Genomic DNA, 22,872 nt, shown 5'->3' on the forward strand with positions numbered 1-22,872 from the left:
CCGGGCGGGGGGGCTCCCCCCCCCCCCCCCCCGCCCCCCCGCCCCCCACCACACCCCCCCCCCCCCCCCCCGCGTGGGCCGGCCCCCCCGGGGATCGCACGTCGGCGGGTCGGGCCGTTTTCGGTTGTCCGGGGTGGTCCGGGTAGACTGGCTCGTCGGGTTTGCTGCGGTCCGCGGTGGCGCCCGCCCGGGGCTGTCCCGGTTCTTCCGAGCGCGGACTGGAAAACAGGAGTGAATTCGTGGCGCTGACCACCGAGCAGAAGAAGGCGATTCTCGCCGAGTACGGGGTGCACGAGAAGGACACCGGTTCGCCGGAGGCCCAGATCGCGATGCTGACCAAGCGCATCTCCGACATCACCGAGCACCTGAAGAAGCACAAGCACGATCACCACACCCGCCACGGCCTGATGCAGCTCATCGGCCGTCGCAAGCGTCTGTCGAAGTACCTGGCGGACAAGGACATCGAGCGCTACCGTGCGCTGATCGAGCGGCTCGGACTGCGTCGCTGATCTGCTAGCGACACACGTTCTGCACAGGCAGTTCGCATGGCAGCCGACGGGGAAGCATAGAATCTCCCCCGTCGGCTAGTCGTGTATGGGGACAGACGGTCCCTCGCACGGCACGACACAGCCGTACGCACCCGTCGCGTGGCGTCGGTCTTCGGTAGTGGCCTTTCGGCACCACAGCCCGGAAGGCTTCGATCGATGACCGCCTCCGCGTCGCCGGTTCCAAGGGGAATTCGGCCGGGTGTGCGCGCTGATACGCGCCCGAACCGGGTACGGCTGACGACAGCCGGATCGCGCAGACCTGCGCTGGATCCGGCGAGACGAGAGGTTGAGAAAAGTACATGTCCGAAACAGTGAACAGTTCCGCCGTCGAGGTCGAACCCGGCGTCTTCGAATCGGTCGCCCTGATCGACAACGGCAGCTACGGCACCCGCACCATCCGGTTCGAGACCGGCCGCCTCGCCAAGCAGGCCGCGGGCTCCGTGGTCGCCTACCTGGACGACGAGACCATGCTGCTGTCGGCCACCACGGCCGGTAAGCACCCCAAGGACCAGTTCGATTTCTTCCCGCTGACGGTGGATGTCGAGGAGCGCATGTATGCCGCGGGCCGCATCCCCGGCTCGTTCTTCCGGCGCGAGGGCCGCCCCTCCACCGACGCGATCCTGACCTGCCGCCTGATCGACCGCCCGCTGCGCCCGTCGTTCGTCGACGGCCTGCGCAACGAGATCCAGGTCGTGGTCACGGTGATGAGCCTGGATCCGAAGGATCTCTACGACGTGGTCGCCATCAACGCGGCCTCGGCGTCGACGCAGATCGCGGGCCTGCCCTTCTCCGGTCCGGTCGGCGGCGTGCGCGTCGCGCTGATCGAGGGCCAGTGGGTGGCGTTCCCGACCGTCGAGCAGCTGGAGTCGGCCGTGTTCGACATGGTCGTCGCCGGTCGCGTGGTCGAGGGCGACGTCGCGATCATGATGGTCGAGGCCGAGGCCACCGAGAAGGTCATCGCGCTGGTGGAGGGCGGTGCCCCGGCGCCGACGGAAACCGTTGTGGCCGAGGGCCTCGAGGCCGCCAAGCCGTTCATCGCCCGGCTGTGCAAGGCGCAGCAGGACCTCGCGGAGAAGGCGTCGAAGCCGACCGAGGAGTTCCCGCTGTTCCCGCCGTACGAGCAGGACGTCTACACCGCCGTCGAGGGCACCGCGAAGAACCCGCTGTCCGAGGCGCTGTCGATCCCCGGCAAGCAGGAGCGCGAGGAGAAGATCGACGAGATCAAGCTCGACGTGCTGTCGAGCCTCGCCGAGGATTTCGAGGGCCGCGAGAAGGAGATCGGCGCGGCGTTCCGCTCGGTCACCAAGAAGCTGGTGCGCCAGCGCATCCTGTCCGACGGCTTCCGCATCGACGGCCGCGGCCTGGCCGATATCCGCGCGCTGTCCGCCGAGGTGGCCGTGGTGCCGCGGGCGCACGGTTCGGCGCTGTTCGAGCGTGGCGAGACCCAGATCATGGGCGTCACCACCCTCGACATGGTGAAGATGGCGCAGCAGGTCGACTCGCTCGGCCCGGAGACCTCCAAGCGCTACATGCACCACTACAACTTCCCGCCGTTCTCCACCGGTGAGACGGGCCGCGTCGGCTCGCCGAAGCGGCGCGAGATCGGCCACGGCGCGCTGGCCGAGCGGGCCCTGATCCCCGTGCTGCCCTCGCAGGACGACTTCCCGTACGCCATCCGCCAGGTGTCGGAGGCGCTGGGCTCCAACGGATCCACCTCGATGGGCTCGGTGTGTGCCTCGACCCTGTCGCTGCTGAACGCCGGTGTGCCGCTGAAGGCCCCGGTGGCCGGTATCGCCATGGGCCTGGTGTCCGACACCGTCGGCGACGAGGTCCGCTACGTGGCGCTGACCGACATCCTCGGCGCCGAGGACGCGTTCGGCGATATGGACTTCAAGGTCGCCGGTACCCGCGAGTTCGTCACCGCGCTGCAGCTGGACACCAAGCTCGACGGCATCCCGTCGAAGGTCCTCGCGGGCGCGCTCAACCAGGCCCGCGATGCGCGCCTGACCATCCTGGACGTGATGGCCGAGGCCATCGCCACCCCGGACGAGATGAGCCCGTACGCGCCGCGCGTCACCGCGATCAAGATCCCGGTCGACAAGATCGGGGAGGTCATCGGCCCCAAGGGCAAGATGATCAACCAGATCACCGAGGACACCGGCGCCAACATCTCCATCGAGGACGACGGCACCGTATTCGTCGGCGCCACCGACGGTCCGTCGGCGCAGGCCGCGATCGACGCCATCAACGCGATCGCCAACCCGCAGATGCCGAAGGTCGGTGAGCGCTTCCTGGGCACGGTCGTCAAGACCACCGCCTTCGGCGCGTTCGTCTCGCTGCTGCCGGGCCGCGACGGCCTGGTGCACATCTCGAAGCTGGGCAACGGCAAGCGGGTCGGCAAGGTCGAGGACGTGGTGAACGTCGGCGACAAGATCCGCGTCGAGATCGCCGATATCGACAACCGGGGCAAGATCTCGCTGGTTCCGGTCGACGAGGAAGAGACGGCAGAGGCGCCCGCTGACGGCAACACTGCTGCGGTGGAGGCCGGTGCCGAGTAATCATTTCGGTGTGACGAAGAAGAAGTCTGCGCCCCCCTCGCTCGTCACCGAGCAGGGGGGTTCTTCTCTCCGACTCGCGCCTACGGACGCCCCGCTCGCCGATACCGGCGTGCGGCGCACCGTGCTGCCCGGCGGGCTGCGAGTCGTGACCGAGCATGTGCCGGGCGTGCGGTCGGCCTCCATCGGGGTGTGGGTCGGCGTGGGATCGCGCGACGAGGGCCCGACGGTGGCCGGTGCCGCGCACTTCCTCGAGCATCTGCTGTTCAAACAGACCCCGACCCGGTCGGCGCTGGATATCGCCCAGGCCATGGACGCGGTCGGCGGCGAGCTGAACGCGTTCACCGCCAAGGAGCAGACCTGCTACTACGCGCACGTGCTCGACGAGGATCTGCCGCTCGCGGTGGATCTGGTCTCGGATGTGGTGCTCAACGGGCTGTGCCGGGCGGAGGATGTCGCCGTCGAGCGGCAGGTGGTGCTCGAGGAGATCTCGATGCGCGACGACGATCCGGAGGATATGGTCGGCGACGCGTTCCTCGGGGCGCTGTTCGGCGACCATCCGGTCGGGCGGCCGGTGATCGGGACCGTCGAATCCATCGAGGAGATGACCGCGGCGCAGTTGCGCGGGTTCCATCTGCGGCGGTATCGGCCGGACCGGATGGTGGTCGCGGTGGCGGGCAATGTCGAGCACGAGCACACGGTGGAGCTGATCCATCGCGCGTTCGCCGCGCGGCTGGATCCGGCGCGGGATCCGGCGCCGCGGCGCGAGGGACACTTCCGGCCGCGCACCCAGCCGCAGCTGCACCGGATCTACCGCGACAGCGAACAGGCGCACCTGGTGTTCGGCGTGCGGGCGTTCGGGCGCCACGACGGTGAGAAGCGCTGGCCGCTGTCGGTGCTGAACACGGTGCTGGGCGGCGGGCTCAGTTCCCGTCTGTTCCAACGCATCCGGGAGGAGCGGGGCCTGGCGTACTCGGTGTACTCCGGCATCGACACCTTCGCCGATACGGGCGCGTTCTCGGTGTATCTGGGCTGCCAGCCCGAAAACCTCGGCGAGGTCGCGGGTTTGGCGCGTGGCGTGCTGGAAGAGGTTGCGGCGGACGGGATCACCGACGCCGAATGCGCCCGGGCGAAGGGTTCACTGCGCGGGGGACTGGTGCTGGGGCTGGAGGATTCCGGTTCCCGGATGAACCGCATCGGCCGCAGCGAACTCAGCTACGGCAACCATCGCAGCGTCTCCGACACCCTCGCCCGCATCGACGCCGTGACGACCGACGAGGTCTCGGCCGTGGCGCGGCGGCTGCTCGCGCGCCCGTTCGCGGCCTCGGTCGCGGGTCCCTACCGCCGCACCCGGGATCTGCCGTCGTCGGTGCGGAGGCTGGTGCGCGACTGAGGGTTCGCGAGTGATGGTGTGCACAGGTCGGCCCGTGGCGGTGCGGCCGACCTGTTCGCTTACCTCGAGGTAGGCATCCGACAGGAAAGTGCGTACTTGTCGCGTTCCGGGCCCGATTCGAGACTGGCTGTCGTACCAGGCAGAACACTCTCGGAAGGGCGGCAGATGACGGAACTGGAACGGACGCCGGTGACGGTGCTCGGACTCGGCTCGATGGGGCGGGCCCTCGCGGAAGCGTTTGTCGCGCAGGGGCATCCGACGACGGTGTGGAACCGTAGCGCCGCGAAGGCGGAGCCGCTGGTGGCCGCCGGTGCCACGTATCGGGAGCCGATCGCCGACGCGGTGGCGGCGAGCCCGCTGACCATCGCGTGCCTCACCACGTTTCGTGCGACGATCGACAGCCTCGCGCCGGTGCGGTCACTGGACGGGCGGACGCTGGTCACCCTGAACAGCGGAACGCCCGGTGCCGCACGGGAAATGGCGCAGTGGGTGGCCGCCCGCGGCGGGCGGTTCCTCGGCGGTGCCATCAAGAATGTGCCGACCGCCGTGGGGAAGCCGGACACGCTGCTCTACTACGGCGGCGACAAGGCGGTGTTCGACGAGTACGAGCCGACCCTGCGGGTGCTCGGCGGCGACACCCGGCATCTCGGCGGCGAACCGGACCTCGCGGCGCTCTACGAGTCGGCGGTGGGCGCCACCCTGCTGCCCGCACTGCTGGGATTCCTGCAGGGCGCGGCGGTTCTCGCGGCCCGCGGCTACTGCGCGAGCACCATGGTCGACCACGAGGTCAAGTGGCTGCAGATGATCGAGTCGATCCTGCCCGTCCTCGCCGAGGAGATCGACTCCGGCGACTACACCCGGCTCGGCTCGTCGGTGAATCTGTTCCACGCGGCCATCGATGACGACGCCGAGATCGGCGCCGAGGCGGGCGTCGACATGTCGTGGCACGCGCCGATGCACGACCTGCTGCGCCGCGCGGTAGCGGAAGGCCATGGGGAACAAAGCATTACGGCGTTGATCGAGCTGCTCCGCAAGCCTGCATGACGCCCGATCTGTAGGCGCCACCGCCCTTCCGGCCGGAATCAGCCCTGGGCGGGCGTCTCGTGCACGGAGCGCCAGAAGTAGAGCTGTCCGTCGGTGATCAGGACGGCGGTCACTCGGCGGCGGGTGACGATGTCGCCGAGGCGGTTCTCGGCCACGAAGCGCACGACGACGAGCGTGGTGCTGCGGGCGATCTCCGCCACGTCCGAGATCTCGATCTCCAGGCCGGGCTGGGCGTTGCGGGACTTCCAGATACCGCTCAGCAGCGTGTCGCGATCGACGGCGTCGCCGGTGGTGACCACCGAGGTGAACCTGTCGTCCAGCGCGTTGGCGAACCGGTCGAACACCTTCGGCGCCGCGTCCGTACCCAGCCATTCGGCGAGGTCGGAATGCAGCGACACGATCACGTCGGTCAGCTCGGAGATCGGCGACATCTGGGCAGGTTAAGCCGTCTCGGAGCGGTTCGCCGCGCCCACGACGGCATCGAGCAGGCCGGGCAGCTCCCGCTCGACCTCCTCGGCGCGCAGCCGGGCATAGGTCTGGCCGTCCTCGATGATCTTCTCGGTGAGCCCGGCGTAGCGCAGCGTCTTGAGGTGATGGGTCGCGGTCGACTTGTTGATCGTGTCGTAGAGCAGGCCGCAGCGCACCGCCGTCCCGGCATTGGCCAGGCGGCGCACCATCTCCAGGCGCACCGGATCGTGCAGCGCGTCGAGCACCGTCTGCACCGAGCCGACCGGGAAGGCCTCCACGGTCCGTTTGGTTTCCGTCATGATCTACCTCACCGACGGTTTGATGGGAATCGTACCGGCGTTAGGGTTGTTGGGTTCGATCGTAATCAAACCTACCCGATGGAGAACGAGCGATGGCAGCGACTGCGGCCGTATCCCCGGTCGAGCGGACGACACAACCCTGGGCCTACGCCTTGATCCTGGTGGCCAGCGGCGTCGCGCTCGGAGTGTCCGGGGCCCCGGCGCCCCTGTACGGCCTGTATCAGCAGGAGTGGCACTTCTCGCCGCTGACGACCACGATCGTGTTCGCCGTGTACGCGATCGCCGCGCTGGGTGCGGTGCTGGTGTCGGGGAAGATCTCCGACGTGGTGGGCCGCAAGCCGGTGCTGCTGGGCGCGCTGGCCACCATGGTCGTCGGCCTGGTGGTGTTCCTGCTCGCCGACAACGTCGCGATGCTGCTGGTGGCCCGGGCGCTGCACGGTATCGCGGTCGGTGCGACCGTGGTGTCGGGCGCGGCCGCGCTGCTGGATCTGCGGCCCAAGAACGGTGCGCGCTCCGGGCAGTTGACAGGCGTGGCGTTCAACGTCGGTATGGCCGTGGCGATCCTGGGTTCGGCGCTGCTGGCGCAGTACGTGCCGCATCCGCTGCGCACGCCGTACCTGGTGATCACCGTGCTGTGCCTGCTGATCGGCGTCGGCGTGGTGGCGATGGAGGAGACCCACACCAAGCGCGTCTCGGGACCCATCCGGATCGCCAAACCGGCTGTGCCGCCGGAGATTCGCGGTGATTTCTGGTTCTCGGCGCTGGGTGTGATGGCGGCCTGGTCGGTGCTGGGCGTGCTGCTGTCGCTGTATCCGACGCTGGCCGCCGAGAAGACCGGCGTGCACAACCTGGTGTTCGGCGGCGCGGTCGTCGCCTCCACCGCGACCGCGGGCGCGCTGGCGCAGCTGTTCGCCACCGGGATTCCGGCGCGGCGCGCGGCCATCGGCGGCGATACCGGCATGGCGATCGCGCTGGTGCTGACGATTCCGGCGCTGTCTACCCACAACTGGGTGGTGGTCCTGCTCGCCGGTGTGCTGCTGGGCGGCACCTTCGGGCTCGGGTTCGGCGGTTCGCTGCGGCACCTGTCCAACGTTGTGCCGCAACACAAGCGGGGCGAGACCATGTCGGCGTACTACCTGCTCGCCTACACCTCGATGGCGCTGCCGACCATCGTGGCCGGGTGGGCGGCGACGACCTGGGGGATGGGCAGGGTATTCCCCTGGTTCGTGGTGGTGGTCGCGGCGGCGTGCCTGGTGGCGGCCGGTATCGGGCTGCGGGGCAGCCGGGCCGCGGCCCGGGCGAGTGCCGCGGAGCGCCTGCCCGCCTGAAACGTTAGGTGGCGTAAGGGAAATCGCCGTCCATCCTGCGGTGGGCGGCGATCTGCCGCTACCATGCGGCTATGTGGCGGCGGGGGCGGTTCGGTCGGCGACTGAACCAGCGGATGAGGCGATCGGCGCTGCTGCTGTCGGTGGTGGCGGCAGTGGTGGGCGGTCTGGTGATCGCCGGAGTGGCCTGGTGGGGGCTGTGGTTGCTGCTCGGTGCGAAAACGGAGACACCGAATCAGGTGGACCTGACCAAGATCGCGCTGTCGGTGACGGCGGGCATCGGCGGCGCGGTGGCGCTGGTGGTCGCGTATCGGCGGCAGCGCGACAACGAGCGCGGGCGGTTCGCCGAGCTGTTCGGCGCGGCGGCCAAGCAGCTGGGCGACCCGGACGTGGCGGTGCGGATCGCCGGGGTGTACGCGATGGCCGGTGTCGCAGACGAATTCAGCGCTCGGGGGCGGCGGCAGCAGTGCATCGATGTGCTGTGCGGTTATCTGCGGCTGCCCTACGATCCGGGCGACGGGTCGAATCACCTGGTGTCGCGGAAGGAGATTCGGTCGGAGGTCGAGCGGGCCTATCAGATCCGGCAGAACGACAGCGAGGTGCGCCGCACGATTGTCGCGGTGATCGTCTCGCATCTGCGGCAGTCGGCCGAAACATCGTGGTCCACCTACAATTTCAACTTCGACGACGCGGTCCTCGAGGATGTCGACTTCCGGTACGCGGTCTTCGCGGGGTCGCATACGCACTTCCGCGGCGCCGTGTTCACCGGGGCCAGGACCGCGAACTTCGAGCAGGTCGAATTTCTCGGCAAGCACGTCACCTTCCACGCCGCCACCTTCACCGAGGCGGCACTGTTCCGGGGCGCCAAGTTCACCGGCATCCGCGCCGAGGACGCGAATCTCGGCCGGGCCGGGACCAGCTTCGCGAATGTGACCTTCGGCGGCCAGGTGTCGTTCGAGGGCGCCGAATTCGGTGGTCCCCGGCTCCGATTCGACGGTGCGACCTTCTCGGGCGAGCACACCACCTTCGCCGACGCCCGGTTCCGCGCCGCGACGACCAGCTTCGACAATGCCACCTTCGACGGTGCCCAGGCCCGCCTCGACCGCGCTGAATTCGATTGTGCGCGCGTCTCGTTCGCCGGAACTCGCTTCTACGGCGCGCGCACCAGCTTCGACGGCACCCGGTTGGGCACCCGGGCCCGCTGGCGACGTGCCGGGACCGAGGTGGTCGATTTCTCCGGTGCCGAGTACCACGGCGCCGTCTCCTTCGCCGACGCCCGGTTCGACGGCGGCCGGGCCGACTTCTCCGGCGGCGACTTCTTCGGGGAGATCTCCTTCCGCCGCGCCACTTTCGCCGCGCAGGAGACCCGGTTCGATCGGCCCAAGGCGTGGGTGGGCGTGGGTGTCGACTGGGACGACAATCCGCTGCAGCGGCCGCCCCGGGTGACCCCGCTGGCCTGGCCCCCGGTCCCGGCGGAGCTGCCGCCGGTCCCGACGGACTGAGCAATTCCCTCAGCTTTTCTTTAGTTTTGCCCGGTAACTGTTCCGCTACGATCGGCACCCGTGTCAGACACTGTGGTGCGGACGGTGGAGCCGTCCGTCGACGCTCCCGACCGGGGGACGGAGCAACCGATCAGGGCCGGGGGCCGGGCGCGCGCGGTCGCGGTGGCGGCCGGTCTGCTGGCCGTGGTACTGGCGGTGCTGGTGCCGTTCCTGCCGGTGCGCATGGAGTCCGCCTCGGTGACCTGGCCGCAGGCCGGTGACACGGGCAGTGTCGAATCGCCGCTCATTTCGTATGCGCCGCAGCAACTGTCGGCCCGGATTCCCTGCGCGGCGCTGACCGAGCTGGCGGACACCGGCGGCGTCGCCGTGTCGACCGTTCCGCGGCAGTCGGCCGACGCCGAGCGCTACGGGTTCGTCGTGAAGGTCGTCGCGGACACCGCCGACCGCCCGGGCCGGGTGGACGTGGTCTCCCGCAACACCCTGCTGTGGTCGGCGCCGCTCGCGGCGGTCCGCGGGCAGGGGTGCGCGTTGACGATCGAGATGTCCACGGCGGGAACGACTGTCGCGGTGGACGGGGGTGCGGCGCCCGGCGCCACGTCGGCCTCGGATCTGCGGCCCCAGGTGGTCGGTGTGTTCACCGACCTCACCGGCGCGGTCCCGGACGGCATGCGGGTGAATATCGACGTCGACTCCCGCTTCTCCACCTCACCCACCCCGCTCAAACTCGTCGTGATCGCGCTGTGCCTGCTCGCGACGCTGATCTCGCTGCTGGCCCTGCATCGCCTGGACGGCACCGACGGGCGGGCCCGCCGACGGTTCCTGCCGCAGCGATGGTGGCGGCTGCGGCCCGTGGACGGCGTGGTGTTCGCGGTGCTGCTGGTGTGGCACTTCATCGGCGCCAACACCTCCGACGACGGGTACATCCTCGGAATGGCCCGCGGTTCCCGGAGTTCGGGGTTCATGTCGAACTACTACCGGTGGTTCAGCGTCGACGAGGGCCCGTTCTACACCCCCTACACCGACATGATCGCGTGGATGACCCACATCTCGACGGTGAGCCCGTGGGTGCGGCTGCCCACGCTGCTGGTGGCCGTGATCGCCTGGTGGGTCGTCAGCCGCGAGGTGCTGCCCAGGCTCGGCGCCGCGGTGCATACCCGCGCGGTCGTCGTGTGGACCAGCGCGATGGTGTTCCTGGCGTTCTGGCTGCCCTACAACAACGGTCTGCGCGCGGAACCCTTTGTGGCGCTGGGGGTGCTGCTCACCTGGGTGTCGATCGAACGGGCCCTCGCCACCCGGCGGCTGCTGCCCGCGGCCTGCGCGATCATCATCGCGGCGTTCACGCTGACCGTGGCCCCGTCGGGGCTGATCTGCCTCGGCGCGCTGCTCGCCGGTGCGCGGGGTCTCACCGCGATACTGCTGCGGCGGGCGCGGTCGGTCGGCTACCTGCCGCTGCTGCTGCCGGGACTGGCCGCCGGATCTGTCGTGCTGACAGTGGTTTTCGCCGATCGGACGCTGGCGGCGACGCTGGAGATGTTCCACGTGCACGGGCTGATCGGGCCGGGGGAGTCGTGGTTCCTCGAGTTCCTGCGCTATCAGTATCTGCTGCAGATCAATACCGACGGCTGGCTGACCCGCAGGTTCGGCATGTTCATGATGCTGCTCGGGCTGGTGGTGTGCGTGGCGACCATGCTGCGCCGCGGCGGGCACATCCCCGGCACCGCGGTGGGCCCGTCGCGCCGGATCGTCGGAATCACCTTCGCGGCAATGGTTCTGATGATGTTCTCGCCGACCAAGTGGACCCATCAGTTCGGTGTGTTCGCCGGGCTCGCCACCTGTGTGGCGGCCCTGACCGCGGTGGCGATCGGGCCCCGGGTGATGCGGCCGCTGCGCAATCGGGCGCTGCTCGCCGCCGCGATCTTCTTCGCCCTGGCCCTGACGTTCGTCGGTGCCAACGGCTACTGGTACGTCTCGTCGTGGGGAATTCCCTGGTGGGACAAGCCACCCACGATCGGGGGCACGGGGTTGTCCACCGTCGCAGCGGGTGTGGCGGCGCTCGCCCTGGTCGCGGCGGGGTGGTTCCACATCCGGCCGCCGGGGCCACCGCGCGCCGGGTCGGTATCCGATCGCATGGCGCGGATTCCGGTGCTGGCGCTGGTCGCGGCGGGGATGGTGCTGTTCGAGGTGCTGTCGTTCGCCAAAGCGGCGGTGGCGCAATACCCCTCGTACTCGCTGGCGCGGTCGAACCTGTCCGCGACCTTCTCCGGAGGCTGCGGCCTGGCCGACGACGTGCTGGTGGAGACGGACCCGAACGCCTCCATGCTGCGCCCGCTCGACGGTGACGGGGCGACGACGCTGGCCGGGGCCGGGTCGAGCGGATTCGATCCGAACGGTGTCGCGCCGGTGCTGACCTCCGACGAGGTCGAATCCACCACGGGCCGGGCCAATTCGGTGTCCGACGATCCGGACGAGCTGCGCGACGCCGCCAGATCGGCGGGCTCGCAATCGGATACGTCACGCGGCACGGGGATCAACGGCAGCGGCGTGGCGCTGCCCTTCGGGCTCGATCCCGCGACCACGCCGGTGCTCGGCAGCTACCACGAGGGCAGCCAGGCTCCGGCCGCGCTGACCAGCGGCTGGTACCGGTTGCCGGGGGCGGGCGACCCGGCGCGGGGGCCGATTCTCACCGTCGCCGTGGCCGGGCGGATCCGCTCGGTCGATGCCGACGGTGTCGAACATCCCGGTCAGCGCGTGGAACTCGAGTACGGCACCACCCGGCCGGACGGCGGGGTCGTCTCGCGCGGCAGCGTGGTGCCGATCGATATCGGGCCGTCGCCGATGTGGCGGAATCTGCGGGTGCCGCTGGATCGGCTGCCCGGTGACGCCGATGTGGTGCGGCTGGTCGCGGAGGACAAGGACCTCGGCAAGGACCAGTGGCTCGCGGTGACGCCGCCGCGCGTGCCGCGGACGACGACCCTGAACGCGCTGCTGGGCACGCGAACTCCGGTGCTGCTCGACTGGGAGGTGGGCATGAACTTCCCCTGCCAGAACCACGCGCCCACCCACGCCGGGGTCGCCACCCTGCCCGAATACCGGATCCTGCCGGACCGCAACGGCGCCACCATCACCAATATGTGGCAGGGCCACGACGGCGGCGGGCCGCTCGGCTGGACCCAGCTGCTGTTCACCGCCCGCGTCGTCCCGGCGTATCTGAACGACGACTGGGACCGGGACTGGGGGTCACTCGAGCAGTTCGTCCCGCTCGTGCCCGACGCCCGGCCCGCCGCGGTCGGTATCGATCACGTCCGGCGGTGGGGCACATGGACTCCCGGCCACATCATCACCTCGTACTAGCGGTTCATCGGGCCGGGAACCGCAGGATTCGGTCGTCACCCGCGCGGATATCGCCGCGGCCGTCGGTGTTGGAGGTGGTCAGCCACAGGGAGCCGTCGGGGGCGACCTCGACGGTGCGGAGGCGGCCGTAGTCGCGCAGCTCGGCGCGCGGCTCGCCCGGACTTCCGTCGCGCATCGGGACCGTCCACAGTCGTTCGCCGCGTAATGCCGCTACGTACATCGTGTGTGCGGTGACGGCGATGCCGGACGGGGATGCCTCCCGGGTGGTCCACGTGACCAGTGGGTTGGTGAGGCGGCCGCCGTCGGTGTCACCGGTTCCCTCGACCTGCGGCCAGCCGTAGTTGCGGCCCGGCTCGATGAGATTGATCTCGTCGAAGTCGTTCTGGCCGAATTCGGCGGCATACAGGCGGGCCGCCGGATCCCACGCCAGCCCCTGCACGTTGCGATGCCCGAGGCTGTAGACGGGGGAGCCGGGGAACGGATTGCCCGGCGCCGGACGGCCTTCGGGCGTCAGGCGCAGGATCTTGCCGTTGGGGCTCGCGGGATCCTGCGAACGGTCCTCCCGCCCGGCGTCGCCGGTCCCGGCGTACAGCATGCCATCCGGGCCGAAGGCGATCCGGCCGCCATTGTGGTTGCCGGACTTGGCGATTCCGGTGAATACCACCTCCGGTGGACCGCCGAGCCGGAACCGCACGATCCGATTGTCGGTCTCGGCGGTGAAATAGGCGTAGACATAGCGGGTCTCGGCATAGTCGCGCGCGACCGCCAGCCCCAGCAGCCCACCCTCACCGCGCGCCACCACACCCGGCACCCGGTACACCTGCTCCGGCGCCGAGCCGGGCGAAACCCGCAGCACCGCACCGGAATCCCGCTCGGCCACCAGCGCCGACCCGTCCGGGAGGAACGCCAGCCCCCACGGCGCCTCGATCCCGCGCGCGATCTCCTCCGCGGCGCCCAGATCCGGCTCGCCGGACCGTGTGCTCGGCGCGGTGGTGGAGATCTCCGACCGCTGCGGCTCGGTGTCGCCGCAGGCCACGACGGTGGCGGACAGGACGGCGGCCAGCACGATCGGAAGCAGGCGGTGCAACCGCGGCGAGATCGCGGCCTGCCGCGGCCCGTCGGCCAGCGGCCGCGTGGATGTCACAGGCATCGTCACCATCCTGTTCTCCGCCGTATCCGGGCGATACGTCCCTGCCGGGGACTGCATTCCTGAACCGGCGTGGGCCGGTCCCGATACTCGAACGGTACAAGTCCGGGCCGTGGTTGACTGTGCCCATGGCGTCGACCGAACCGAAAGCTACGGGCAGCGCCGGGTTTCGCAGGCGGATCCGGCGGTCGATCATGCACCGGCTGTTGCGGCCGGTCGGCGGGACGCGGGTGCGCGACGGGGAAGCCGTCGCGGGTAAACGGATTCTGCTCACCGGCGCCTCGGCCGGGATCGGGCGGGCCGCGGCGATCCGGCTGGCCGGGGCCGGTGCGGAGCTGATCCTGGTCGCGCGCCGGGGTGACGAGCTGGAGCAGTTGCGCGACGAGATCGCGGCGTCCGGGGGCAAGGTCGAGATCCGCGTCTGCGATATGGCCGATACCGAGCAGGTCGGCGAGCTGGTGCGCTGGGTGGTCGACGCCTACGGCGGCGTGGATGTGCTGATCAACAACGCGGCCCGCTCGATCCGGCGGCCCCTGACCGAATCCTTCGACCGGCTGCACGATTTCCAGCGCACCATGGCGGTCAACTATTTCGGCGCGGTGCAGCTCAGCCTCGGCCTGCTGCCGGGGATGGTCGCGCGCGGCGACGGTCATGTCGTGAACGTCGGAACGTGGACGGTCGTGGCCGACACGTCGCCGCGGCTGGCGGCCTACCACGCCTCGAAGGCCGCGCTGGCCGGGTTCGGCCGCAGCGCCGACGGCGAGCTCGCCGCCGACGGCATCGCCTTCACCTCCATCCACTACCCGCTGGTGCACACCGCGATGAGCTCGCCGACCGCGAAGTACCGCGCCATGCCGGGACTGACGACCGAGCAGGCGGCGCAGTGGATGGTGAAGGCGATCGCCGAGCGTCCGGTGCGGATGGTGCCCCGCTACGCGGCGATGCTGCGTCTGCTCGGGCTGTTCGCGCCCCGCGCGGTGGACCGGGCGCTGATGACGCGGGCCTGAACCCCCTGCCGGGCGTGCACCTAGCGTTTGCGCCCCACGGTGATCACGTCGGGAATCAGCCAGCGCGGCAGTGGCCGGTGAATGCGCCGCTGGTCGACGACGTCGAATCCGGCCTCGCGCACCATTTCTCGCACCTCCGACGGCGAGGGCGCGTGATAGGGGCTGCGCGTGGTCCGGGTGAGCTGTGCGACCGGGCGGGTGACGCGGCCCGCGGGGTTCACCGTCGACACCGCGACCAGTCCGCCGGTGGTCAGCGTGCGGCCGAATTCGGCGAGTGCGGCAGGCTGGTCGAAGAAGTGAAAGGCGCTGGTGGTGACCACCGCGTCCAGGGTCTCGTCACCGAACGGCAGCCGCTCGGCCGGGGCGGACAGCCACGTCACCTGGGCCGACCGCGCCCGTGCCTGCGCGAGCATCCCGGGTGAGGCGTCGACGCCGAACACCTGGTCCGGCCGCAGCTCCCGGTGGATGCGGGTGGTGAGAATGCCGGTGCCGCAACCGATATCGGCGATGCGGCGCGATCCGGCCGCCCGCAGCTCGGCGATCACCTGATCCTGCGGCGGCCGGTAGACGATGTACTGCAGCAGCGGACTGTCGTAGGTGCGGGCGATCCGGCCGAAGGACCCGGTGATCAGACCGTTGAATCCGCGCGTGGGAGAGGATGACTGCATGGGCTCGCCTCATCGATCGTTCTCGGCGTCTGCTCGATTATGCGCCCCCAGCCCTCGCAGGACCGTCCGGGACCGTCCAGGCGGTGTAGGCGGTAGCGTCTGGGGGATGAGGATTCGCGGTGCTGTACTGGAACGGATCGGTGATACGACGCCCTATGCCGAGTCGAAGCCGCTCGTCGTCGACGAGCTGGACCTCGGCGCGCCCGGTCCGGGCGAGCTGCTGGTGCGCATCGAGGCGGCGGGGCTGTGCCATTCGGACCTGTCGGTCGTCGACGGTAACCGGGTGCGTCCGGTGCCGATGCTGCTCGGGCACGAGGCGGCCGGGCGGGTGGAGCAGGTCGGGCCCGGCGGGGGCGATATCGAGGTCGGGCGGCGGGTGGTCATGACCTTCCTGCCGCGCTGCGGGGAGTGCGAGGGCTGCGCCACCGACGGCCGCACCCCCTGCATCACCGGAAGCATGTCCAACAACACCGGCGAACTGCTCGGCGGCGGCCGACGGCTGCTGCGCCGGGGCGAGCCGGTGCACCACCACCTGGGCGTCTCCGGCTTCGCCACGCACGCCGTGGTGGACCGCCGCTCGGCGGTGCCGGTCGACGACGACGTGCCGCCGGACGTGGCCGCGGTGCTCGGCTGCGCGGTCCTGACCGGCGGTGGGGCGCTGCTGAATTCGGCCCGGCCCGGCCCGGGCGACCGCATCATGGTGGTCGGCCTCGGCGGGGTCGGGATGGCCGCGGTGCTGGTGGCCACGTCGCTGCGCGAGGACCTCGGCAGCGAGGTGATCGCGGTCGACACCCTGCCCGAAAAGCTGTCGCTGGCAACCGAACTCGGCGCCACCCAGGTCTACACACCCGCGCAGCTGACCGAGCAGGGCATTCAGGCCGAGGCGGTGGTCGAGGCCGCGGGCAACGTCCGGGCATTCGAGACGGCCGTGGCCGCCACCGCGCCGGGCGGCACCACCGTGACCGTCGGGCTGCCCAATCCCGAAGCGCGGGCGAGTATTTCGCCGCTCGGCCTGGTGGCGCAGGGGCGGTCCATCGTCGGCAGCTACCTCGGGTCGGCGGTGCCCGCCCGCGATATCCCCGAGTACGTGCGGATGTGGCGCGAGGGCAGGCTGCCCGTGGAGCGCCTGGTCTCCTCCCGCATCCGGCTCGACGACATCAACCATGCCATGGACGAACTCGCGGCCGGGCACGGGCTGCGCCAGGTCATAGTGTTCGACTGAGCCGGAACCCATCGCCGTTCAGTCGGTCGCCCGCGCCGGTGAAACGCTGTGTCGCAGGAGGAATTCGGTGACCACGGCGGCATAGTCGGCGGGTCGGCTCAGCAGCAGGGAATGGCCGCCGTCGGCGAAGGTGCGGACCTCGCACCCCGGGTGCCGATCGATGAGCCGCTGGGTCTGCACCGGGGTGATCAGCGCATCGTCGTCGGCGCGCACGATCAGGGTGGGCCCCTGCCACGCCGGTTCCCGCAGCAGCTCCTCGAGGTTCTCGGCGAGTTCCAGCAGCCGCTGGTAGGAGTTGACGGTTCCCTCGCTGCCCGCTGCGTCGGTCGCCGCCTCCACCTGCTGAATCCAGAATTCGGCCTCGTCGGCGTCCTCCCAGGTGGTGCGCAGCGCCGCCCGGATGGACGCGCGGGTCTGCTCCCACGGTGTGGAACGCGTGGTGACGATCCGCCCGCGCAGCCGGTCCACATCCTCCGGGCCGTAGAGGCCGGTCGAGGTGAGCGTCAGCGAACGGACACGGTCGGGCGCGCGGTGCGAGAGCAGTTCGGCGAACATGCCCCCGGCGGACTGGCCGACCACGTGGGCGCGGTCGATGCCCTCGGCGTCGAGGACGGCGAGCAGGCCGTCGGTGAGGTCCGCGCCGCGTGCGACGGTCGCCGGGTAGTCGACGGCCACGCTGCGGAAATGCGGCGACAGCGCGGGCGTCAGGTCCAGCCAGGCGACGGCGATACCGGCGCCGCCGGTGAGCAGCAGCACCGGATCGCCGTCACCGCCGCTGCGATAATGCCAAACATGCTGCCCGGCAACGAGTTCCCGGCGGTCGTGGTCTCGTTCGAAGACGGCGGCGCGTTCATGGATCGATGTCACGGGGAGACGGTAACCGGAATCGTCCCATATGCGCAATCATGCGCATGTGGCAATGGATGGAGGGGTGGCCCACGCCGAACCGGGGGAACAGTAGGCTCGGCGAGGACTGTCGACGGTATGTGAGGAGTTCAGGGTGGCCACGAACCGGATCCGCGTGGGTGTGCTCGGTGCGCACGGCAAGGTCGGGCAGGCGATCTGCGCGGCGGTCGAGGCGGCCGACGATCTGGAGCTGGTCGCCCGGGTGGACAAGGACGACGCGCTCGAGGCGTTCACCGACGCCGGTACCCAGGTGGTCGTCGACTTCACCCACCCCGATGTCGTGATGGCGAACCTGCGGTGGCTGGTGGAACACGGGATTCACGCCGTGGTCGGCACCACCGGATTCGACGAGGCGCGGCTGGGCGAGGTGCGCGACTGGCTGGCGGGCACGCCGCAGGTCGGCGTGCTCATCGCCCCCAACTTCGCCATCGGCGCGGTGCTGTCGATGCGGTTCGCCGAGCAGGCCGCCCGCTGGTTCGACTCGGTCGAGGTGATCGAGCTGCATCATCCGAACAAGGCCGATGCGCCGTCGGGCACCGCCTACCGCACGGCGGGCATCATCGCCGAGGCCCGCAAGAACGCGGGTGTGGGCCCGAGCCCCGACGCCACCACCACCGAACTCGACGGCGCGCGCGGCGCCAGCGTCGACGGCGTGCGGGTGCATTCGGTGCGCCTGGCGGGGCTCGTGGCCCATCAGGAGGTGCTGTTCGGCACCCAGGGCGAGACGCTCACCATCCGCCACGACTCGCTGGACCGTACCTCCTTCGCCCCCGGCGTGCTGCTGGGCGTGCGGCAGATCGGCGCCCGCCCCGGCCTGACCGTCGGCCTCGATCCGCTGCTGGACCTGTGAACGGTTCCGACGCCCGGCGTCAGGTCGCGGTGAAGATCGGCTTCCTTGCGTTCCTGGTGCTGGCACTGGCGTTCTACTTCGTCCTGCTGGGCCGGATCGCGGTGGAACTCATAGGTTCCGGCGAGATTGCCGCGGTGACAATGGGCATCGGGGTGCTGATCCTGCCGATCCTCGGGGTCTGGATCGTCGCCACCAGCATTCGTGCCGCCCTGGCACATCAGCACCTGGCCCGCCGCATGCACGAGGAGGGCGGCGAGCTGGACGTCTCCGACCTGCCCCGCCGCCCGTCCGGCCGCATCGAAAAGGCCGCCGCCGAAGCGCTTTTCGAACAGGTCCGCACGGAATGGGAAGCGGACCCGGAAAACTGGCGCACCAACTACCGCGCCGCCCGCGCCTACGACTACGCGGGCGACCGCACCCGAGCCCGCGAAACCATGCGCCGCGCAGTCGAACTGGAACGCCTGGAGCGCGAGTCGAAGAGCTGAACCCTCGCGCACATCAGCGCGGCGGGTGCACCTTCGCCCAATGCTCGGCGATGTCGATGCGCCGGGCCAGCCACACCTTGTCGTGGGACTGCACGTAGTCGAGGAATCGGCCCAGTGCCGCGGCCCGCGCCGGACGGCCTGCCAACCTGCAGTGCAGGCCCACCGAGAGCATCTTCGGTGACCCGGCGGCGCCCTCGGCGTAGAGCACGTCGAAGGCGTCCCTGAGGTAGGCGAAGAACTCGTCGCCGTTGGCGAAGCCCGCGGGGGAGGAGAACCGCATGTCGTTGGCCTCCAGCGTGTACGGCACCACCAGGTGGTCGGTGCCGCGCACCCGCGCCCAGTACGGCAGGTCGTCGGCGTAGGAGTCCGCGTCGTAGGTGAAGCCGCCGTGCTCGACCACCAGCTCACGGGTCTGTGGCGAATCGCGGCCGGTGTACCAGCCGCGCGGCGGTTCCCCGAACAGCTCGGTGATGATCCGCACCGCCTCGGCCATGTGCTCGCGCTCGGTCTCCGGATCGACCATCTGATACGAGATCCACCGCAGCCCGTGACAGGCGATCTCGTAGCCGAGCCGCCGAAACGCCGCCACCGCTTCGGGATTGCGTTCCAGCGCGCGCGCCACCGCGAAGACGGTCAGCGGAATGTCGCGGCTCTCGAACGCCCGCAGCACCCGCCACAGCCCGGCCCGCGAGCCGTACTCGTAGAGCGTCTCCATGCTCAGGTGCCGATTCGGAAACGCCTGGGCCGGAACGATATCCGACAGGAAGGTCTCCGATCCCGCGTCGCCGTCGAGGACGTTGTTCTCGCCGCCCTCCTCGTAGTTGAGCACGAACTGCACGGCGATATTCGCGTCGCCGGGCCAGTGCGGATGCGGCGGGTTGGGCCCGTAGCCGACCATATCGCGCGGGTATCCGCCGTTCACGATCCCACCTTCCTTGCCGGGGTGAACAATTCGCATATCGGGCTCACTCCGGCTCGTCGCGCAGCCGATCGACGGCGTCGTCGGCGAGCGCGCCGAGCAGCGGCTCGGACAGCAGCCGGTCGCGCGCGGACTCGGTGAGCGTGCCGAACACCCGCAGCCGCGCGAATCCGCCGTCCGGGAAGACGTCGAGCCGGACCTCGGTGACCGCCTCGCCCGCCTCGATCGGGAACCGATGCCGGGTGTCGGGCTGTAAGTCGGTGCGCGCCAGCAGTTCCACCTCGGTGCCGTCGGCGCGGATGCCGGTCAGGGTGGCCGCGCCCGGGCTGTTGAACAGGAAGTACGAGGTGTCGACCTCGACCATGGCGGGCACCGCCTCGCCGGTCAGGCGCACCCGCACCCAGTCGTTGCCGCCGTCGCGCCGCCGCGCGGTCTCCCAGCCCTCGCCCATGATGCGGGCGCGGTCGGGCAGCAGCAGGTTCTGCGGGGAGGAGTAGAAGCGGTTGGAGCAGTCGACGACGCGGCCGCCGTTCTCCAGGGCGGCCAGATCGAACGGGCCCGAACCCAGCAGGCGCAGATCGGGTTTCGCCTCACCGTGCACACGCAGCCGGGCGACGCCGCCGTCGGGGAACATCCGCAGCCGCACGTGGGTGAAGCGCTGCTCCGATTCCACGGTGAAGGCGTTGGCGGTGTCGCCGTCGACCTTGGCGCGGGCGACGATCGTGGTCCATCCGGGCAGCTCCGCGACCTGCTCGGCGGGCGGGTAGCCCTCGATCGCGATCGCCTCCACCGCGATCTCCGGCGGGTAGTTGCCCTTGAACCAGGCGGTATCGACGATCACGCCGCGGATCACACCGGGCACGCCGAGCCGCACGATGGCCGCGTCGCAATCGTCGGCGCTCGGAGCGCCGCCGCCGGATCGCCGGCGGCGCCGGGTCTCCCAGCCGTCGTAGACCTTGCCCTTGTGCCCGAAGGTCTCGGTGGAGAACGTCGACGCCTCCGGGCGGATCAGATTCTCCTTCTCCGCGAAGGACTCGTCGTTGGCCCAGATGACGGCGCCGCCGAGCGAGCGCACGGCGAGATCGGGCAGGAGGGTGAAATCGTTCGGCACGGCGGTCATGCGGTGGGGAGTTTCCTTTCTCGCAAACTGTTCAGCACGTCGACGGTGGCGGCCGGAGCCAGCGCCGTGACGTCCTCGGGTCCGAAGGCGCCGCAGTCCAGCCCGCGCAGCACGACCGTGGCCAGCGCCTGCGCGGTCGCCGGTTCGTCGACGACGGCGCCGCCCCGGCGCTGCAGGTAGCGGTCGATGCGCGGCGCCGCGGCCCGCAGGGCGCCCCGGAAGAAGGTGAAGGTCGCCAGCCAGCGGGTGACCAGGTGGCCGGGATGCATATCCCAGCCCTGGTAGTAGCCGCGCTCCAGGGACCGGGTGACCAGCCGGAAGTGGCGCGAGACGGCCGCGGCCACCTCCTCGGCGGTGCCGACGGGCGCCACCTGGGTGGAGCCGTCACACACCCAGACACCGGTCTGCGCGGCGGCGGCCTGCATGACCGCCTTGGCGTGGTCGGCGACCGGATGCTCCAGCGACTGGAACTGCGGGGCGATACCGCAGGCGGCGCTGTAATCGTAGGTGCCGTAATGCAATCCGCTGCAGCGACCGGCGCTGCGGTGAATGGCCCGCGCGACCGTGGCGGTGCCGTCGGCGGCGATCACCGCCTGCGGGCTCTCGATCTGCAGCTCGAAACGCAAGGCGCTGGAGGGTAATCCGTGTGCCGACTCCAGCGCCTCGCACACCTGCACCGCGAGATCGGCCTGCTCGGCCGCGCGGATCTTCGGAATGGTGAAGACGAAGCCCTCCGGAACGCCCCCGGCACCCTCCAGCACCAGGTCGAGGGTCCGCAGTGCGCGTTCGTATTCGGCGGTGGTCAGCCCTTTGATGCGGATGCCCCGGGAGGACACCGTCGCGGGGAGAGCGGCCAGCACCTGCCCGGCATGCAGCGCGTCCCGGTCCTCGACCTCGTCGCCGCGGGTGCCGTACCCGTCCTCGAAATCCAGCCGCAGATCCTGAATCGGCCGCTGCGCCAGCGTTTCCCGCACCCGGGCCAGCACGTCCGCCCCGGCCAGCTCGGTCAGCAACGCCGCGTGCCTGTCGGCCAGTTCGATTGCGGCCGTGCCCCATTCGTGCGGCAATTCCTTGGCGGCGTCGGCACCGGAGACATAGGCGGTATGGATGGGCTGGCCCGGTCGGTCGCCGGGGTAGTGCCGCGCGAGGTCGGCATCCACCGCGCGCAGCCGGGCCGCGACGGAGGCCGGGAAGTCCGGCGGCAGGGTCATGATCGCACCTCCTCGAGGGTCGGGTAGACGCGTAATGCCACGGTACTGCGCTCGACCACCCTCACCGGGCGGCCCCGTCGGTGCCGAACTCCGCCAGCAGCCCGCTGTACTTCTTGGGCAGCGGGGCCGCGAATTCGCCGCGCCCCGACTTGCGCAGACCGAGCGTGACCAGCGACTGCACCGACAGGGTGGCCGCGGCGACGCCGTCGATGACCGGCACCCCGGCCTCGGCGGTCAGGTATTCGCACAGATCCGCCATGCCCGCGCAGCCGAGCACGACCGCGTCGGAGCCGTCGGCGGCCACCGCGGCGCGGCAGGCGTCGGCGATCACGCCGCGCACCTTCGGATCCTCGAGCTCCAGCACCGGAATGTCGGTGGCGTGGATGCCGAGGCAGAACCGTTGCATCCCATAGCGTTCCGCGAGGTCCTCGGCCTGCCCGACCGTGCGCGCCAGGGTCGTGACCACGCTGAAACCGCGGCCGAGATGACTCGCGGTGTGCATGGCGGCCTCGGCGATGCCGATCACCGGCCCGCGCGCCAGCTCCCGCGCCGCGTACAGGCCCGGATCGCCGAAACACGCGATGACGTAGCCGTCCACGCCCTCGACCTCGCCGCGCGCGATCTCGGCCAGCAGGCCGGGCACGGCGAGCGCCTCGTCGTAGTGGCTCTCGATGGAGGCCGGTCCCATGCTCGAGGTGACCGACTCCACCACCGTGGGCCGGGGGGGCCCCCCCCCCGCCCCCCCGGCGGGGACCCCCCCCCGGGGGGGGGGGGGGGGGGGGGGGGTGGGTGGGGGTATTTATGATTTGAGAGCGGGGGGGTGGATAGTGAGGGGGGGTTGGGGGTGAGCCG

General features: G+C 70.4%; 19 protein-coding genes and 1 pseudogene. 11 read left to right on the forward strand and 9 right to left on the reverse strand.

Annotated features, from left to right (window positions below; genetic code table 11):
* The first annotated feature begins 239 nt into the window (after positions 1–239).
* From rpsO to QH290_RS33355, 4 genes are all read left to right on the forward strand, one after another.
* A complete protein-coding gene (rpsO, locus tag QH290_RS33340) occupies positions 240–509 on the forward strand; it encodes a 30S ribosomal protein S15 (RefSeq protein ID WP_280269998.1) in 270 nt (89 codons plus the stop codon).
* Positions 510–847: 338 nt separating this feature from the next.
* The gene (locus QH290_RS33345) at positions 848–3,106 is read left to right on the forward strand and encodes a polyribonucleotide nucleotidyltransferase (protein ID WP_280269999.1); all 2,259 of its coding nucleotides are present in this window, start codon (positions 848–850) and stop codon (positions 3,104–3,106) included.
* A gap of 109 nt (positions 3,107–3,215) precedes the next feature.
* Positions 3,216–4,496 carry a M16 family metallopeptidase gene (locus QH290_RS33350; RefSeq protein WP_280387285.1) on the forward strand — a complete coding sequence of 427 codons (1,281 nt, stop codon included), beginning with the start codon at positions 3,216–3,218 and terminating at the stop codon, positions 4,494–4,496.
* Positions 4,497–4,661: 165 nt separating this feature from the next.
* Positions 4,662–5,540, forward strand: coding sequence for an NAD(P)-dependent oxidoreductase (locus QH290_RS33355; protein ID WP_280387266.1), 879 nt, complete (start codon positions 4,662–4,664; stop codon positions 5,538–5,540).
* A gap of 38 nt (positions 5,541–5,578) precedes the next feature.
* On the opposite strand, the gene QH290_RS33360 is transcribed toward QH290_RS33355, so the two are convergent.
* Positions 5,579–5,971 carry a hypothetical protein gene (locus tag QH290_RS33360; RefSeq protein ID WP_280270001.1) on the reverse strand — a complete coding sequence of 131 codons (393 nt, stop codon included), beginning with the start codon at positions 5,969–5,971 and terminating at the stop codon, positions 5,579–5,581.
* A gap of 9 nt (positions 5,972–5,980) precedes the next feature.
* A complete protein-coding gene (locus tag QH290_RS33365) occupies positions 5,981–6,307 on the reverse strand; it encodes an ArsR/SmtB family transcription factor (RefSeq protein WP_280270002.1) in 327 nt (108 codons plus the stop codon).
* A gap of 92 nt (positions 6,308–6,399) precedes the next feature.
* On the opposite strand from QH290_RS33365, the gene QH290_RS33370 reads away from it, so the two are divergent.
* The 3 genes from QH290_RS33370 to QH290_RS33380 all read left to right on the forward strand — a co-directional run bounded on the left by QH290_RS33370 (position 6,400) and on the right by QH290_RS33380 (position 12,485).
* Positions 6,400–7,635 (forward strand): MFS transporter, encoded by a 1,236-nt coding sequence (locus QH290_RS33370; RefSeq protein ID WP_280387269.1) that lies wholly within the window; start codon positions 6,400–6,402, stop codon positions 7,633–7,635.
* Positions 7,636–7,748: 113 nt separating this feature from the next.
* On the forward strand, positions 7,749–9,134 hold the full coding sequence (locus tag QH290_RS33375; RefSeq protein ID WP_280387270.1) for a pentapeptide repeat-containing protein: 1,386 nt from the start codon (positions 7,749–7,751) through the stop codon (positions 9,132–9,134).
* A gap of 60 nt (positions 9,135–9,194) precedes the next feature.
* Complete coding sequence (locus QH290_RS33380; RefSeq protein WP_280387272.1) at positions 9,195–12,485, forward strand: arabinosyltransferase domain-containing protein; 3,291 nt, start codon at positions 9,195–9,197, stop codon at positions 12,483–12,485.
* Positions 12,486–12,489: 4 nt separating this feature from the next.
* Here QH290_RS33380 and QH290_RS33385 read toward each other — a convergent pair whose 3' ends face one another.
* The gene (locus QH290_RS33385) at positions 12,490–13,635 is read right to left on the reverse strand and encodes a PQQ-dependent sugar dehydrogenase (protein ID WP_280387274.1); all 1,146 of its coding nucleotides are present in this window, start codon (positions 13,633–13,635) and stop codon (positions 12,490–12,492) included.
* Positions 13,636–13,760: 125 nt separating this feature from the next.
* On the opposite strand from QH290_RS33385, the gene QH290_RS33390 reads away from it, so the two are divergent.
* Positions 13,761–14,639: an SDR family NAD(P)-dependent oxidoreductase gene (locus QH290_RS33390; RefSeq protein WP_280270007.1), complete on the forward strand. Its 879-nt coding sequence runs from the start codon at positions 13,761–13,763 to the stop codon at positions 14,637–14,639.
* Positions 14,640–14,659: 20 nt separating this feature from the next.
* On the opposite strand, the gene QH290_RS33395 is transcribed toward QH290_RS33390, so the two are convergent.
* Entirely contained in the window at positions 14,660–15,307 is a 648-nt protein-coding gene (locus QH290_RS33395; RefSeq protein WP_280270008.1) for a class I SAM-dependent methyltransferase, read from the reverse strand.
* Between the two features lie 106 nt (positions 15,308–15,413).
* Between QH290_RS33395 and QH290_RS33400 the strand changes: the two genes are divergently transcribed.
* Positions 15,414–16,529 (forward strand): alcohol dehydrogenase catalytic domain-containing protein, encoded by a 1,116-nt coding sequence (locus QH290_RS33400; RefSeq protein ID WP_280387276.1) that lies wholly within the window; start codon positions 15,414–15,416, stop codon positions 16,527–16,529.
* Positions 16,530–16,547: 18 nt separating this feature from the next.
* Here QH290_RS33400 and QH290_RS33405 read toward each other — a convergent pair whose 3' ends face one another.
* Positions 16,548–17,396, reverse strand: a complete 849-nt coding sequence (locus QH290_RS33405; protein WP_280387278.1) for an alpha/beta fold hydrolase — start codon at positions 17,394–17,396, stop codon at positions 16,548–16,550.
* A gap of 133 nt (positions 17,397–17,529) precedes the next feature.
* On the opposite strand from QH290_RS33405, the gene dapB reads away from it, so the two are divergent.
* Together dapB and QH290_RS33415 are read left to right on the forward strand one after the other, a co-directional pair.
* Positions 17,530–18,285 (forward strand): 4-hydroxy-tetrahydrodipicolinate reductase, encoded by a 756-nt coding sequence (dapB, locus tag QH290_RS33410; protein WP_425301906.1) that lies wholly within the window; start codon positions 17,530–17,532, stop codon positions 18,283–18,285.
* A complete protein-coding gene (locus QH290_RS33415) occupies positions 18,282–18,770 on the forward strand; it encodes a hypothetical protein (RefSeq protein WP_280387280.1) in 489 nt (162 codons plus the stop codon). Before dapB ends, QH290_RS33415 begins: the two co-directional genes overlap by 4 nt.
* 13 nt (positions 18,771–18,783) lie before the next feature.
* On the opposite strand, the gene puuE is transcribed toward QH290_RS33415, so the two are convergent.
* From puuE to QH290_RS33435, 4 genes and pseudogenes are all read right to left on the reverse strand, one after another.
* A complete protein-coding gene (gene puuE / locus QH290_RS33420; protein WP_280387287.1) occupies positions 18,784–19,668 on the reverse strand; it encodes an allantoinase PuuE in 885 nt (294 codons plus the stop codon).
* 67 nt (positions 19,669–19,735) lie between these two features.
* Positions 19,736–20,809 carry an allantoicase gene (alc, locus tag QH290_RS33425; RefSeq protein ID WP_280387282.1) on the reverse strand — a complete coding sequence of 358 codons (1,074 nt, stop codon included), beginning with the start codon at positions 20,807–20,809 and terminating at the stop codon, positions 19,736–19,738.
* Complete coding sequence (locus QH290_RS33430) at positions 20,806–22,020, reverse strand: DUF6986 family protein (protein ID WP_280387284.1); 1,215 nt, start codon at positions 22,018–22,020, stop codon at positions 20,806–20,808. The genes alc and QH290_RS33430 overlap by 4 nt, the downstream gene beginning before the upstream one ends.
* A gap of 61 nt (positions 22,021–22,081) precedes the next feature.
* Positions 22,082–22,735 (reverse strand): annotated as a pseudogene (locus QH290_RS33435) (aspartate/glutamate racemase family protein); the annotation flags it as partial.
* Positions 22,736–22,872: the final 137 nt, after the last annotated feature.

The organism is Nocardia wallacei (assembly GCF_029869545.1).
GTDB lineage: Bacteria > Actinomycetota > Actinomycetes > Mycobacteriales > Mycobacteriaceae > Nocardia > Nocardia wallacei_A.